General features: G+C 69.7%; 10 protein-coding genes, 1 tRNA gene and 1 pseudogene. 5 read left to right on the forward strand and 7 right to left on the reverse strand.

Annotated elements, in window-relative coordinates; genetic code table 11:
* Window positions 1-12: 12 nt before the first annotated feature.
* The 4 genes and pseudogenes from eno to AC5Y4Q_RS13070 all read right to left on the reverse strand — a co-directional run.
* Window positions 13-1,302, reverse strand: coding sequence for a phosphopyruvate hydratase (gene eno, locus AC5Y4Q_RS13055; protein WP_125225563.1), 1,290 nt, complete (start codon window positions 1,300-1,302; stop codon window positions 13-15).
* A gap of 86 nt (window positions 1,303-1,388) precedes the next feature.
* The gene (locus AC5Y4Q_RS13060) at window positions 1,389-2,123 is read right to left on the reverse strand and encodes a lytic transglycosylase domain-containing protein (RefSeq protein ID WP_065019448.1); all 735 of its coding nucleotides are present in this window, start codon (window positions 2,121-2,123) and stop codon (window positions 1,389-1,391) included.
* 123 nt (window positions 2,124-2,246) lie between these two features.
* Window positions 2,247-2,807, reverse strand: coding sequence for an RNA polymerase sigma factor SigC (gene sigC / locus AC5Y4Q_RS13065; protein WP_234786559.1), 561 nt, complete (start codon window positions 2,805-2,807; stop codon window positions 2,247-2,249).
* 135 nt (window positions 2,808-2,942) lie between these two features.
* Window positions 2,943-3,629 (reverse strand): annotated as a pseudogene (locus AC5Y4Q_RS13070) (DUF2275 domain-containing protein); the annotation flags it as partial.
* A 105-nt stretch (window positions 3,630-3,734) separates the two neighbouring features.
* Between AC5Y4Q_RS13070 and AC5Y4Q_RS13075 the strand changes: the two are divergent.
* Complete coding sequence (locus AC5Y4Q_RS13075) at window positions 3,735-5,261, forward strand: PPE family protein (protein ID WP_125225562.1); 1,527 nt, start codon at window positions 3,735-3,737, stop codon at window positions 5,259-5,261.
* A 166-nt stretch (window positions 5,262-5,427) separates the two neighbouring features.
* Here the strand turns inward: AC5Y4Q_RS13075 and AC5Y4Q_RS13080 are convergent, their stop codons facing one another.
* Genes AC5Y4Q_RS13080 through AC5Y4Q_RS13090 form a run of 3 tightly spaced genes read right to left on the reverse strand, consistent with a single transcriptional unit; the run spans window position 5,428 to window position 10,708 of the window.
* Window positions 5,428-6,372, reverse strand: coding sequence for a nucleoside triphosphate pyrophosphohydrolase (locus tag AC5Y4Q_RS13080; protein WP_125225561.1), 945 nt, complete (start codon window positions 6,370-6,372; stop codon window positions 5,428-5,430).
* The gene (mfd, locus tag AC5Y4Q_RS13085; protein WP_419179747.1) at window positions 6,369-10,046 is read right to left on the reverse strand and encodes a transcription-repair coupling factor; all 3,678 of its coding nucleotides are present in this window, start codon (window positions 10,044-10,046) and stop codon (window positions 6,369-6,371) included. The genes AC5Y4Q_RS13080 and mfd overlap by 4 nt, the downstream gene beginning before the upstream one ends.
* 59 nt (window positions 10,047-10,105) lie before the next feature.
* Window positions 10,106-10,708: a TetR/AcrR family transcriptional regulator gene (locus AC5Y4Q_RS13090; protein WP_064920059.1), complete on the reverse strand. Its 603-nt coding sequence runs from the start codon at window positions 10,706-10,708 to the stop codon at window positions 10,106-10,108.
* An 87-nt stretch (window positions 10,709-10,795) separates the two neighbouring features.
* Between AC5Y4Q_RS13090 and AC5Y4Q_RS13095 the strand changes: the two genes are divergently transcribed.
* From AC5Y4Q_RS13095 to AC5Y4Q_RS13110, 4 genes are all read left to right on the forward strand, one after another.
* Window positions 10,796-10,867, forward strand: a tRNA-Gln gene (locus AC5Y4Q_RS13095).
* A 122-nt stretch (window positions 10,868-10,989) separates the two neighbouring features.
* Window positions 10,990-11,838, forward strand: a complete 849-nt coding sequence (locus AC5Y4Q_RS13100) for a glycosyltransferase (RefSeq protein ID WP_234787892.1) — start codon at window positions 10,990-10,992, stop codon at window positions 11,836-11,838.
* A gap of 16 nt (window positions 11,839-11,854) precedes the next feature.
* Complete coding sequence (locus tag AC5Y4Q_RS13105) at window positions 11,855-13,093, forward strand: hypothetical protein (protein ID WP_125225560.1); 1,239 nt, start codon at window positions 11,855-11,857, stop codon at window positions 13,091-13,093.
* Window positions 13,090-13,845, forward strand: coding sequence for an SGNH/GDSL hydrolase family protein (locus AC5Y4Q_RS13110; RefSeq protein WP_064920062.1), 756 nt, complete (start codon window positions 13,090-13,092; stop codon window positions 13,843-13,845). Before AC5Y4Q_RS13105 ends, AC5Y4Q_RS13110 begins: the two co-directional genes overlap by 4 nt.
* The last annotated feature ends 8 nt before the right edge of the window (window positions 13,846-13,853 follow it).

The raw sequence follows: 13,853 nt of genomic DNA on the forward strand, positions 1-13,853 counted from the left end.
GGCCCCGAGGAGCTATTTGCTCTCCGGCGCGTAGCGGGGGAAGGCCAGCTCGCCGGCGTAGCGGGCGGCGTCACCGAGCTCCTCCTCGATCCGCAGCAGCTGGTTGTACTTGGCCACCCGCTCACTGCGGGCCGGGGCACCGGTCTTGATCTGTCCGCTGCTGACGGCCACCGCCAGGTCGGCGATGGTGGTGTCCTCGGTCTCGCCGCTGCGGTGGCTCATCATGGTGCGGTAGCCGCTGTGGTGGGCCAGCGTCACCGCATCCAGGGTTTCGGTCAGGGTGCCGATCTGGTTGACCTTGACCAGCAGCGCGTTCGCGGCGCCCCGCTCGATGCCCTCTTCGAGGCGTTCGGGGTTGGTGACGAACAGGTCGTCGCCGACGAGCTGCACCCGGTCTCCGATCGCCGAGGTCAGCGCCACCCAGCCGTCCCAGTCGTCCTCGGACAGCGGGTCTTCGATCGACACCAGCGGGTAGCTGTCGAGCAGCTTGGCGTAGAACTCGGCCAGCTGGGCCGCGGTGCGGGTCTGCTTCTCGAAGGCGTATCCGCTGCCCTCGGTGTAGAACTCGGTGGCCGCCACATCGAGGGCCAGCGCGACATCGGTGCCCAGCTTGAGGCCGGTCGACTCGATCGCGCTGCTGATCAGGTCCAGGGCGGCGGTGGTGCCGGCGACGTCGGGCGCGAAACCGCCCTCGTCTCCCAGCCCGGTGGACAGCCCGTGCTTCTTGAGCACCGCCTTCAACGAGTGGTAGACCTCGGCACCCCAGCGCAGCGCCTCGGCGAAGTTGGGGGCGCCGATCGGGGCGACCATGAACTCCTGGACGTCGACACCGGTGTCGGCGTGCGCGCCGCCGTTGAGGATGTTCATCATCGGCACCGGCAGGATGTGGGCGTTGGGACCGCCGAGGTAGCGGTACAGCGGCAGCGCCGCGGAGTCCGCGGCGGCCTTGGCCACTGCCAGCGACACCCCGAGCATGGCGTTGGCGCCCAGCCGGGACTTGTCCGGGGTGCCGTCGAGATCCACCAGGGCCTGGTCCACCAGCCGCTGGTCATCGGCGCTGATCCCGATGACCGCCGGTGCGATCTGGTCGAGTACCGCGGTGACCGCCTTCTGCACACCCTTGCCGCCGTACCGCGTGCCGCCGTCGCGCAGCTCGACGGCCTCGTGCTCACCGGTCGACGCGCCGGAGGGCACCGCGGCCCGGGCGAACGTCCCGTCCTCCAGCGCCACCTCGACCTCGACCGTGGGGTTGCCGCGGGAATCGAGGATCTCGCGGGCGCCGACCTGCTGGATGATGGGCACTGACTTCTCCTTGAGCTGGGTGGGGCTGGCCTTGATAAGCCTATGGGGGCCTCTTGGGAGCCTAACGGTGCTCCCCAACACCTACGTCACAACGGGCGGCCAGCCGCGTACGCGGCGGCCCAGTCCCGCACGGCGCGGGCGTAGATCTCCGATTCGTTGTAGGCCATCAGCGCCGTCATCCAGCCCTTCGGCGTGGCCAGATCTTTGCCCCGCCAGCACAGGTAGCCGGCCGCCGACAGCGCAGCGTCGTCGATGTTGTCCGGGCTGACGATGCCGTCGTTGTTGGCGTCGACGCCGTACAGCCGCCAGGTCTCCGGGATGAACTGCATGGGGCCCATCGCGCGGACCACGCCGTCGTCGTCGGCCAGGTCCGGCTGCAGGTTCTCGACGATGTGCAGCGTGCCGCCGGTGCCATCGAGACGCACGCCCCGGATCTTCGGCCGCACGTCACCGTTGCGGGCCACCGTGGCGTGGTTGTAGCGGCCGTGATGACTCTCGATCTGGCCGATGCCGGCCAGCGTCGTCCAGCCGAGGTGGCAGTTGGGGTTCTCCACCTCCGCGACCCGTGCGGCGTAGGCGTACGCCTCCAGCGCGGTGACCGGGATATCGAGCATCGCGGCCCGCTCGGCGGCCCAGTGGTAGAGCTGATCGGCCGGACGGCCCGCCACCAGTTCGGTATTCACCGGCGGGACCGGGTCCCCGGGCGGTGGCGGCACGCCCTGCGGGATGGGGTTACCGAGCTGCCAGCTGCAGCTGGACGCCAGCAGCACGGCCGTCGCAGCCACGACGGCGGTCGTCCGCAGCCAACGATGCGCCGACACCGCTCTCCCCAACCTCGAAACCGTGATCTTTGTCCATCGTTCCATGACCCCAGCGCCAGGGACGGCCTTCAGTAGCCCCGCATTCCGGAAAAACCCGGCCTGCCAGCGCGGATACTGGTCGGGCTAACCGGTCAGCTCGTCGCGTTCCGGATCGGCGAGCAGCGCGTCACGGGCGCGGGCGACCCGGGAGCGGATGGTGCCCACCGGGCAGCCGCACACCGCGGCGGCGTCGTGGTAGGACAGCCCGAACAGCTGGGTCAGCAGCAGCGCCTCACGCTGCTCGGCCGACAGGCCGGCGATCAGGCTGGTGACTTCGACAACGTCCTCGAAGCCACGGCTGGGCCGGTCGCGGTCGAGCAGCAGTTCGGGGTCGGCGCCGGGAGCGGTGCGTGGACGCGACCGCAGGTACCGGATGTGGTCGGCGACCACCCGGCGCGCAATGGCCAGCAGCCAGGTCCGGGCACTGGAGCGTCCGGAGAACCGGCCGATCGCGCCGATCGCCCGCAGGAAGGTCTCCTGGGTCAGGTCATCAGCGCTGACGCCGTCGAAGAGGTAGGCCACGAACCGCCAGACATCGCGCTGGGTGGCCTTGATGAACGCCTCCAGAGCCCGGGTGTCGCCGGCTGCCGCCGCCAGCGCGAGCGCGGTGACAACGTCATCGTCGACCCGGTCCGCGCTCGCCATGGAAAACCACCCTAGACCCGGCCCTGCGGCGCCACTACGACGCATGGTCGTAGGGATGGTCGACTGGTTGACCGACCGCAGATGGCGGCCCTTCCGGCCGCGGCTGGAATCGACCGGCGGAGACGCATCGCGGGAGTCGTCTGCGGCTCGGCGCGAGCCGGTGCCACCGGTACGTTCGCGGGCCACCAGCAACGCGAACAGCAAACCCACCAGGACCGGCAGATGGCTGGCGATCCGCTCGACCGTCACCTGCCCGTGGTAGGTGTCGATCGCGACGTAGCCGGTCAGCGCCAGCGCATAAACCCCGGTGATTGCGGCAACACCCAGCGCGACCGCCGGCCAGATACCCGCGGCGATCATCGCGCCGCCGAGCGCCAACAGCCACGCGGTGGATTCGTGCAGCAAATGCGCCCCGGTGGCCGCGCCGTGCCCGTGCGCCGACACCATCCCGAAGTCCACGCCGGCGATCTGGGCCAGTGCCATCGCCACCTGCAGCATCCCGACCACGATCAGGGACAGCCGCCGATAGCCCCAGCGCGTCCACCGCGTGCCGGCGGTGATCTCGCCGGTGACCGATGTCACGCCGGCTGCCGCCAGAATCTGCGCGGCCAGGTCAGGGCCCGCCGCGGCGTCGGCCCCGGACTCGATCTCGGTCAGCCGGCGGGCCTGGGCGGCAGCACCGACCAGCCAGCGTCGGCAGCTGCGGCACGATGCCAGGTGCGCGTCGACCTGCTGCGCCGGCAGCTCCTGCTGTTCGCCGTCGAGCAGGGCCGACAGGGTTTCGCGCACCACCTCGCACCGCATGCCGACATAGTCGCTCATTCGGTGCGTGAAGACAAAGATTCGAGAGCCGGGAACCAAACCGGGCGGCGAGGCGACCACTGGTTGACCGAACAAGATCACGATCGCTGGAAGTGGTGGTGTTTCATGACCGCACCGGTCTGGCTGGCGTCGCCGCCGGAGGTGCACTCGGCGCTGCTGAGCGCCGGCCCGGGACCCGGTCCGATGCTGGAGGCGGCATCGGCCTGGTCAGCGATGAGCGCCGAGTACACCGAGGTCGCCGCCGAGCTCGATGCGGTGCTGGCCGGCGTGGAAGCCGGCGCCTGGCAGGGCCCGAGCGCCCAGCAGTACGCGGCCGCGCACGCACCCTATCTGAGCTGGCTGGCTGAGAGCGCCGCCAAGAGCGCAGGCGCGGCCGCCCTGCACGAGACGGCGGCCGCCGCCTACAGCACCGCGCTGGCCGGTATGCCCACGCTGGCCGAGCTTGCCGCCAACCACGCCGTGCACGCGACGCTGGTCGCAACGAACTTCTTCGGCATCAACACCATCCCGATCGCGCTGAACGAAGCCGACTACGCCCGGATGTGGGTCCAGGCCGCGGAGATGATGACCGTCTACCAGGGTGTTGCGGGAGCGGCGCTGGCCTCGGTTCCGCCTGCCACGCCCGCGCCGCCGATCGTGGCCCCGGGCGCTGCTGAGGCCACCGCGGGGACGAGCTGGGAACAACAAGTCGCCGACTGGCTCACGCAGTTCAACATGGGTTTTGCCGACCCGATCGCCAAGTGGCTGTGGGCGCAACTGGGTGTCGACGGGTATCCGATCGAGGCGTTTCCGTTTGCCAGCGCGGTGGGCCAGATGCTGGCGCAGATCCCGGGGATGTCCCCGATTCTGGCGGCGTCGCTGGGATGGACCACTTTCCACACGTTGATGCTGTTGTGGCCGATGGGACAGATCGCCGTGCAGATGGCGATCCCGATCGTCATGGCCGCGGCGCCCGGCCTCGCCGCTGCCGCCGCCGGGCTCGGTGCGCTCGGCGCGATCGGCGCGGCGGGCGGGGTCGAGCAGGCGGTCGAGCCGACTCCGCCACTGCCGGTGGCGGGCGGCGCCGGCGTCCCGGTCTCCGCGGGCGCCGTGGTACCGGCCGGCGCGGAGGTGTGCGCCTGCGCGGATCCGATCTCGTCGGCCGGCCCGACTGCTCCGGGCACCGTGAGCGGCGGGATGCCGGCCGGCGGCGGCGCAGCGGGCGGCGGTCCGGGTGTCGGTTTCGGGCCGACCTCGTGTCTGTACCTGGTCAGCAGCGCCTCGTCGGCGGCGCGCAGCTCCAGCGGTGCGCGGCGTTCCCGCAGCGCCGAAGAAGAGGCGTCCGAAAGCCAGGGCGCCCCAGCAGAATCTGCGGCGCAGGCGCTGGCCGCCAAACGCCGGCGCCGCCACCGCGCCCAGCAGCACGGGTTCGGCGACGAATACATGGACATGAACGTCGGCGTGACCCCGGACTGGGGCCAGCCGGGACCCTCGGATTCCGGCGCGGGCCCGTTGGGCTTCGCCGGCACCGCCACCGAGGCGCGCCGCCGCGCGGCGGGAATCACCGTGCTCGCCGGCGAGGGGCTCGACACCGAGCCGCGGATGCCGATGCTGCCGGGCGGCTGGGGCGAGGGCTCCGATTCTCATAACTAGCGCAAGCGTCCGCAGACGTCGTCGCACAGGACCGCCGCGAGGAGGTACGCGCCTGGATCCACGTCTGGGCGCGATCCGCTCTCGTGGCCCACGCTGTCCGCACGCGAAAAGCGCAGTCGGACCTGCCGTCAACGTTGGAACGGCAGGCGCCGCAATATCCTCCTAATTAAGCCTGATCCACCCAGTAAGCGCGCCACTCCTGCTCGCTGATCTCGCCCAGCGGGGCGGGATCGTCGAGGACGTCCACGCCGCCGCCGCGCGCCACCGCGATCTCCTTCTCCACGGCACGGACGGTGTCCATGAATTCCAAAACCGCTGAGCGCAGCTGGTTTTCGACATCGACGTCGGCGGTGACGGTGACTGTGGTGATGGTATCGGGGATCAGCTCGGCGGGCAGGCCGGCGCGGGTGACGCGCTGCAGCACCTTGCTCGTCAACGCCAACGCCGGCTGGGCGGTGGACAGGTCGTCCATGATCGAGTTCCGGGAGCGCTTTTCGAGCGCTTTACGTTCTTCCCACTGCGCCACCTGGTCTTCGAGCGAGATCTCCTCACCGGCGAGCACCGCCGGCACCCGGTTGCCCAGCTTGCGCAGCAGTGCGTCGGCGACGTCGTCGATGCCGAAGGGATGCTCCGGGGCGTCCTCGGCGATGCGGGCGTGGAACAGCACCTGCAACAGCACGTCGCCGAGTTCCTCACGCAGTTCCTCGGCATCCCCGCTGCGCACCGCGTCGAACAACTCGTAGGTCTCCTCGAGCAGGAACCGGCGCAGCGAGTCGTGGGTCTGCTCGCTCTCCCACGGTCCGGCGGTGCGCAACCGGTCCATGATCGCGACCGCATCGATCAACCGCTCCCCCGGCGGCGCATCCGGCGCGGCGATCAGCGTCTCGCCGGCCGCCAGGCGCGCGACGACGGCGGGATGATCGCGATCTGAGGACAGCAGCACCGGGGCCTGCCCCTCGAAGGCACCGGAGAGCACCGACTGGGCAGACGGCAGCGACCACGGCACCGCGATCGGCAGCTCCTCGGTGTAGACGACGTCGCCGGTCAGCAACGCCAAAGCCTCCACCGGCACCAGTGCGGGCCGGCGGGGGTCGACCAGGACGACGGTCATCGTCGGCCGGCCGGCGCGGCGGCGTTGTCAACGGCTGCCGGGCCGGTCACATCGACGTGGCCTTGCGGTTTGCCCTCCAGCGCTGAGATCAGGTCGGCCACCATCTGGACGAGTTCGACGTCGCGGATGCGGGGGGCACCGACCGAGGAGCCGGCGCGCGGGATCGGGACCTGGATGGTGGCGGTGGTGGCGCGGTAACTGGCGGCCGGGTGCAGCCGCTTGAGCCGCAACTGGGCGGAGTCGGCGAGCGTCATCGGGGCCAGCCGCAACGTCGTCGCCGACGGCGCCGAAACCTCGGTGATCCCGACGCTGCGGCACAGCAGCCGCAGCCGGGCCACCGCCACCAGCCGGCCCGCCGGCTCGGGCAGCGGCCCGTACCGGTCGGTCAGCTCCTCTACCACCGCGCCCACGGCCTCATCATCGGGGGCGGCGGCCAGCCGGCGGTAGGCCTCCAGCCGCAGCCGGTCGGAGTTGATGTACTCCGGCGGCAGGTGGGCGTCGACGGGCAGGTCGATGCGGACGTCCTTGGTCTCCTCGCTGGTGACGGTCTCTCCGTTGAACGCCGCCCGGTACGCCTCGACGGCTTCGCCGACCAGCCGCACATACAGGTCGAAGCCCACCCCGGCGACGTGCCCGGACTGCTCCACCCCCAACACGTTGCCGGCACCCCGGATCTCCAGGTCCTTCATCGCCACCGCCATCCCGGCGCCGAGTTCATTGTTCTGGGCGATGGTGGCCAGCCGGTCGTGGGCCGTCTCGGTCAGCGGCGTTTCCTTCGGGTACAGGAAGTAGGCGTAGCCGCGTTCCCGGCTGCGCCCCACCCGGCCGCGCAGCTGGTGCAGCTGGGAGAGCCCGAAGGTGTCGGCACGTTCGACGATCAAGGTGTTGGCGTTGGAGATGTCCAGGCCGGTTTCGATGATCGTGGTGCACACCAGGATGTCGTATTCGCGGTTCCAGAAGCCCTGCACGGTGGTCTCCAGCAGTTCCTCGGGCATCTGGCCGTGCGCCACGACGACCCGGGCCTCGGGCACCAGCGCGCGCACCCGGGCGGCGGCCGCGTCGATGGAGCTGACCCGGTTGTGCACGTAGAACACCTGGCCGTCGCGCAGCAGCTCTCGCCGCAGCGCCGCCGCGACCTGCTTGTCGTCGTGCGGGCCGACATAGGTCAGCACCGGGTAGCGATCCTCCGGTGGGGTCAGGATCGTCGACATCTCCCGGATGCCGGCCAGGCTCATCTCCAGCGTGCGCGGGATCGGGGTGGCACTCATGGTGAGCACGTCGACGTGCGTGCGCAGCGCCTTGATGTGCTCCTTGTGCTCGACACCGAACCGTTGCTCCTCGTCGACGATCACCAGACCGAGGTCCTTCCAGCGCACCCCGGTCTGCAGCAGCCGATGGGTACCGATCACGACGTCGACGGCACCGTCGGCCAGCCCGTCGATCACCGCCTTGGACTCTTTCGGGTCGGTGAACCGGGACAATCCCTTGACCGTGACCGGGAACCCTGCCATGCGGGAGCTGAACGTCTGCAGGTGCTGATCGGCCAGCAGCGTGGTGGGCACCAGCACCGCGACCTGCTTACCATCCTGGACGGCCTTGAACGCCGCGCGCACCGCGATCTCGGTCTTGCCATAGCCGACATCGCCGCAGATCACCCGGTCCATCGGGACCGGTTTTTCCATGTCGGCTTTGACCTCGCTGATCGCGGTGAGCTGGTCGACGGTCTCGGTGAACCCGAAGGCGTCCTCCATCTCGGCCTGCCAGGGGGTGTCCGGGGCGAACGCATGTCCGGGCGCGGCTTGGCGTTTGGCGTAGAGCGCCACTAGTTCGTCGGCGATCTCCCGCACCGCCTTGCGGGCTTTGGTCTTGGTCTGGCTCCAGTCGCTGCCGCCGAGCCTGCTCAATGCGGGGGCCTGCCCGCCGACGTAGCGGGACAACTGGTCCAGCGCGTCCATCGGCACGTAGAGCTTGTCGGTTTTGTTCGCCGTACCGCCGCGTTTGCCGGAGGCGTATTCCAGCACCAGGTATTCGCGGCGCGCCCCGCCCACGGTGCGCTCGGTCATCTCCACAAATTTGCCGATGCCGTGCTGATCGTGCACCACCAGGTCGCCGGCGGTCAGTGCCAGCGGGTCGACGGCGTTGCGGCGCTTGGCCGCCAGCCGCTTGCCCTCCGGTCCGGCGACCCGGTTGCCGGTCAGGTCGGTCTCGGTGACGATGACCAGGTTGGCGCCGGCGACCACCAGTCCCTCGTGCAGCGGGCCGGCCAGCACCCCGACCACCCCGGACTTGGGCGCGGCACCGGGCTCCAACATGGTTGCCGGGGTGTCGGATTCGGCGAGCTGCTCCACCAGCCGCCTTGCCGTGCCCACGCCGGGCGCCACGACCGCCGCGGCGCCGCCGGTCGAGGTGTGCGCGCGCAGCATGGCGAAGATCTCGTCGATATCGCGTTGCCGGCCCCGCGCCGACGGCGACGGGCGCACGTCGAGCTGGATCGCGGACTCGTCGGAGAGCTGGCTCAGCGTCCACCACGGATGTCCGGCGGCTACCGCGGCCTCGGCAACCTCGTCGAGCTCCCGGAATCCCGACCCGCCCAGCTGCTCGATGTCGATCGGCGCGTCACCGCCGATCGCCGCGACCGACCAGGACGCCTCCAGAAACTCGCGGCCGGTCTTGATCAGGTCGGCGCCGCGGGCGCGGACCTTCTCCGGGTCGCAGACCAGCACCGGGGTGCCGGCGCCGAGCTGATCGGTCAGCAGCGCCTGCGGGCCGGGACGCAGCACCGGACCCAGCGCCTCCATGCCGTCGACCGGGATACCCTCGGCGAGCTTCGCCAGCATGTCGCCGACGGTGCCGGTGACGGTGCTGCCCTCGCCGTGCGGCTGCTCGCGTGCCAGCGCCGACATTTCCATGGCCCGCGCCCGCACCTCGTCGGTGAGCAGTAACTCCCGGCAGGGCATCGCCACCACGGTGCCCGCCTCGATCTCGGGGATGGAGCGCTGGTCGGCCACCGAGAACGGCCGCATCTCGGTGATCTCGTCGCCCCAGAACTCGATGCGCACCGGGTGCTCCGCGGTCGGCGGGAAGACGTCGAGGATCCCGCCGCGCACCGCGAACTCGCCGCGTTTGCCGACCAGGTCGACTCGGGTGTAGGCCAGCTCGACCAGCCGCGCGATCACCGCGTCGAACGGTGTCTCGTCGCCGACGGCCAGCATGACCGGTTCGATGGTCTCCAGTTGCGGGGTCATCGGCTGCAGCAGCGACCGGGCCGTGGTCACCACCACTCGCAGCGGCGGGCCCAGCCGTGCGTCGTCGGGCCGCGCCAGCCGGCGCAGCAGCAGCATCCGGGCCCCCACGGTGTCCACCCCGGGGGAGAGCCGCTCGTGCGGCAGCGTCTCCCAGGACGGGAACAGCGCCACCGTGTCGCCGTAAACCCCGCGCAGTTCGCTGGTCAGGTCCTCGGCCTCGTGGCCGGTGGCAGTGACCACCAGCAGCGCGCTGTTGCGGGCCAGCGCGGCGGCGACGAAGGGCCGCGCCGCGACCGGGCCGACCAGTTTGAGCTCGGCGGGCCGGTCACCGGCGCGCTCGATGAGATCGGCGAAGGTCGGCGCGCTCAGTGCGGCTTCGACGAGCCCCGCGATCGGGGTGGCTGGGCTGGCGTGCCCCGGTGCGGTCATGATGCGGGCAATTGTAGGCGGTGGTGCTGCGGGCGCTGATTTGTGTTGCGGTGCATGCCTTATACGTCGTGCAAGGTCGGATCGGCCTCCAGGTGCGTCAGGCCGTTCCAGCACAGGTTGACCAAGTGCGCGGCCACCACTTCTTTCTTGGGCTCACGCACATCCAGCCACCACTGGGCCGTCATCGACACCGAGCCCACCAACGCCTGGGCGTACAACGGGGCGGTCTCGGGATCCAGGCCGCGCCGGGAGAAGTCCCCGGCCAGGATCGACGACACCTGGCCGATCGCATCGTTGAGCAGGGTCGAATACGTGCCGGAGCTGATCGAGGCCGGGGAGTCGCGGATCAGGATCCGGAAACCGTCGGTGTGCTCGTCGACGTAGGTCAGCAATGCCAGCGCGACCCGTTCGACCCGCAGCCGGGACTGGTTGTTGGTCGACTTGGTCAGCGAGGTGGTGATGCCGTCCAGCAACGCTGACATCTCCCGGTCGACCACCACGGCGTAGAGCCCCTCTTTGCCGCCGAAATGCTCGTAGACGACCGGTTTGGACACGTTGGCCCGCAGCGCGATCTCCTCGATGGAGGTGCCTTCGTAGCCCCGTTCGGCGAACAGCGACCGGGCGACGTCGATGAGTTGGTGCCGGCGTTCGCTGCCGGTCATCCGGGCTCGCGGCGCCCGGCCGTCCTTGTCCAGACCAGCCACGCAACCAGCGTAGCCGTTTGGACTAGAGTCACTGCCGAGCACCGATCCGTCGTGGTGTAATCGGCAGCACCTCTGATTTTGGTTCAGATAGTTCAGGTTCGAGTCCTGGCGACGGAGCTTGTATCCGCATTTGGCGCATTTCCGGCCGCGACGAACGCCAGTGTTGCGCGCTTACAGCTGATAGCGTGCGGTGATGCGTTTCCCGCATCGCTTCGGCCGTTCGCGCAAGGAACCGAAGGGTGAGCACCCAGCCTCGCGCTGATGACCCCGGGTCCATGCCGGTTTTCAGCATCCTCGTGCCGTCCTTTAATACGGCGCCATTCGCCGAGACCGCATTTCGCAGCGCGCTCGATCAGATGGGCCCCGACGACGAATTGCTGATCCAAGACGCGGGATCCACCGACGGCACGCAGGAGATCATCGCCGAGCTCGCACGGGCCGATCCGCGGGTCAAGCCGGTGATCGAACCGGACCGCGGGCAATCCGATGCCCTCAACCGCGCGCTGGCACGCGCTAAACCGTCCTGGACGATTTGGCTGAACTCCGACGACGTACTCCTTCCTGATGCCCTCGACGGGCTGCGCAAAGCCGTCGTGGAGCACCCCGACGCCGACCTCTTCTACGGGGGCAGCTGCATGATCCGTGAGGACGGCACGTCGGTCGATTTCTTCCCCGGGCGCAAGATGGAGTTCGAAAAGCTGCTGCTCCTCGGCCCCACGGCGTTCTCCGGGTCGATCGTGATGCGCGACAGCACGCTGCGGGAACTGGGCGGCATCGACGAGAGCCTGCACTGCTCGATGGACTTCGAACTGCAGGTCCGGATCGCGCAGAGCACTTTGCGCCAAGTCGGCGTGCCGTTCGGGATAGGGGCGCTGCGCTTCCACGACGCAACCAAAGCCGCCAAGATGTGGCCGACGTTCGTCAAGGAGTCCTACGACATCCGGATGCGTTACGCGCATACCCCGGTCCAGAAGCTGTACGGGTTGGGTGGCGCCGCGTTTCATCTGGCCCAGATACCGGTGTTCAAACTCCGGCTCAGCCCGACCTACCGAAAACTCCGGCGGCGGCTGTCGGCGCAGCTGCGCTAGCCCGCACGGGTCGCGGATGGACACCGGACCGGCCACCGATCGGCCAGCGCACACGGCGCGCAGCGTGGCGTGGCGCTTCTCATCGCGCATCGTGAGCTCGGTGGGGCTGGGCGCCACCCTGCTCTTGCTCGCGCGGATCTCGCCAGTGCGTTCCTACGGCGAGTTCATGGTGGCCGGCGCGGTGACCACTATCGCCGGGATCGTGTTCGGGTTCGGCGCACCAGCGCGGGTGTTGCGGGTGGCGGCCGAACACCAGCCGGGGCAGCAGTGCCAAGGTCTCACACCAGTCAGCCTCATCCGCGCGCTTTACCTCATGCACCTCGGTAGCAACGTCGCGCTGGTCACGGTGATGCTGGCCGGCGCAGCGCTGCTCAACCACCCCGCCACGGTGGTCGCCGGCATCGTCTGGGGTGCCGGCGACACGTTGCAAACGTATGCGCAGAACCACTTCGCCGGCATCGGCAGTCATCGGCTCTCGAGCTGGCTGGTCGCCACCCAGCGCATCGTCCCGTGCGCAGCCGTCGTGGCATACCTGGTGACGGGCCGATCGGCGAACTACCCGTTGATCGCGGCCGCGTTCGCGATCCCCCTGCTGATCGCGGCGGCCACGCCACTGACCTCGGTGGCGGGCGCCCGGGGCGACTTCATCGGCGCCGCCCGAGGCGCGCTGGGCTGGTGGGGCCTTTCGCTGTCCAACATATTGTTCCAGCTTCAGGTACCGGTCGTGGCCGCCGTGGCCAGCACCGCCGTTGCCGGCCTGTACGGGGTCGCCACCAAGGTGACCGGCCCGGTGCTACTGCTGCCGGCATCGATGGCGACCGTGGTGATTCCCGAGCTGTCGCGCCGTCTGCACACCGGGCACGCCTGGGAGCTCTACCACAAGCTCTCACGAGTGTGCCTGGCCTACATGGGCGTCGCCGTGGCGTGCGCGTGGCCGGTCGGCATCATCGTGACACACGTCGCCGGCCGGGCCTACGCTGCGGCACTTCCGTTGGTGGCCGGAATGGTCGCCGCCGCAGGCCTTTCCGCGTACTCACAGTCGTTCGCGGCAATGCTGGTGGCGGCGGGTTACCCCAATCAGGCAACCGCCTGCATCGCAGGGGGAAACGGCGTGGCGTTGGCTCTTCTGGCCGCCCTGGCGGCATGGGGACCCATCGAGTCGCTGGCCATAGTGCAACCGCTGGCCGAACTGGTGGTGCTACCCGGATTGATGCTGGCGGTGCGACGTCTTCGCGCTGCTAATGTGGTGCCATGACGCGGTCCGTGTCGGTACGGTCGGCGCTGTGTTTCTCAGCCGCTGTTCTGACCGCCGCGTGCGCCGGCCAAACCGCGCCGCGGCAGCAGCCGCAGGTGGCAGCGCCGTCGCCGCCCGCCGAAACACCATCGCGCACTGAGGCTGAGGCCCTGCAGGCTGTGGTGGTCGGCGACGAATTCGCTTCCGGCACCATTTCGGGCGGGTTCGGCAGCAAGAACTGGACTGCCGACCTGCAACGGCGGGCCGGGCGGTCCGGAATCGATGTGTATGTCCGCAACTTCAGCCGCGGCGGCGCCGGATACACCGCCACCAATCCGGACTCCCCCACGTTCGGCGAGCAGGTGGCTCGGGGCGTCAACCCCGATACCAACTTGGTGCTGCTGGCGGGCGGAACCAACGATGTCGACTCGCTGCCGTCCTTGCACGATGCCGCCGTCGGCACCCTCGACCAGGTGAAGGCCATTGCGCCCCGGGCGGGCATGCTGGTAGTCGGGCCGAGCTGGTATCGGCGCGAGCCCCCCGACAGTGCGATCCTGGCTGCCCGCAACATCATTCGTGACGCCGCCGACGAAGCCGGTGCCCCATTCATCGACCCGATCGCCGATGGCTGGTTCGCCGGGCGCGACGACCTGGTGTCGCCTGATCATCTTCAGCTCAACCACGCCGGCCAGCAGGTCGTCGCCGATCGTCTCGCCCCGCCGGTGATCGCCGCGTTGCGTCAACAACATCCGGCGCCAGGGCGCTCCCGGTGAGGCCGGAG

Source organism: Mycobacterium sp. NGS16, from assembly GCF_059813225.1.

Excerpts from the sequence above, each read along its gene's own strand:
- sigC (WP_234786559.1), bottom strand. The coding sequence starts at position 2,807 with ATGGCGAGCGCGGACCGGGTCGACGATGACGTTGTCACCGCGCTCGCG.
- AC5Y4Q_RS13075 (WP_125225562.1), top strand. The coding sequence starts at position 3,735 with ATGACCGCACCGGTCTGGCTGGCGTCGCCGCCGGAGGTGCACTCGGCG.
- AC5Y4Q_RS13080 (WP_125225561.1), bottom strand. The coding sequence starts at position 6,372 with ATGACCGTCGTCCTGGTCGACCCCCGCCGGCCCGCACTGGTGCCGGTG.
- mfd (WP_419179747.1), bottom strand. The coding sequence starts at position 10,046 with ATGACCGCACCGGGGCACGCCAGCCCAGCCACCCCGATCGCGGGGCTC.
- AC5Y4Q_RS13090 (WP_064920059.1), bottom strand. The coding sequence starts at position 10,708 with ATGACCGGCAGCGAACGCCGGCACCAACTCATCGACGTCGCCCGGTCG.
- AC5Y4Q_RS13105 (WP_125225560.1), top strand. The coding sequence starts at position 11,855 with ATGGACACCGGACCGGCCACCGATCGGCCAGCGCACACGGCGCGCAGC.
- AC5Y4Q_RS13110 (WP_064920062.1), top strand. The coding sequence starts at position 13,090 with ATGACGCGGTCCGTGTCGGTACGGTCGGCGCTGTGTTTCTCAGCCGCT.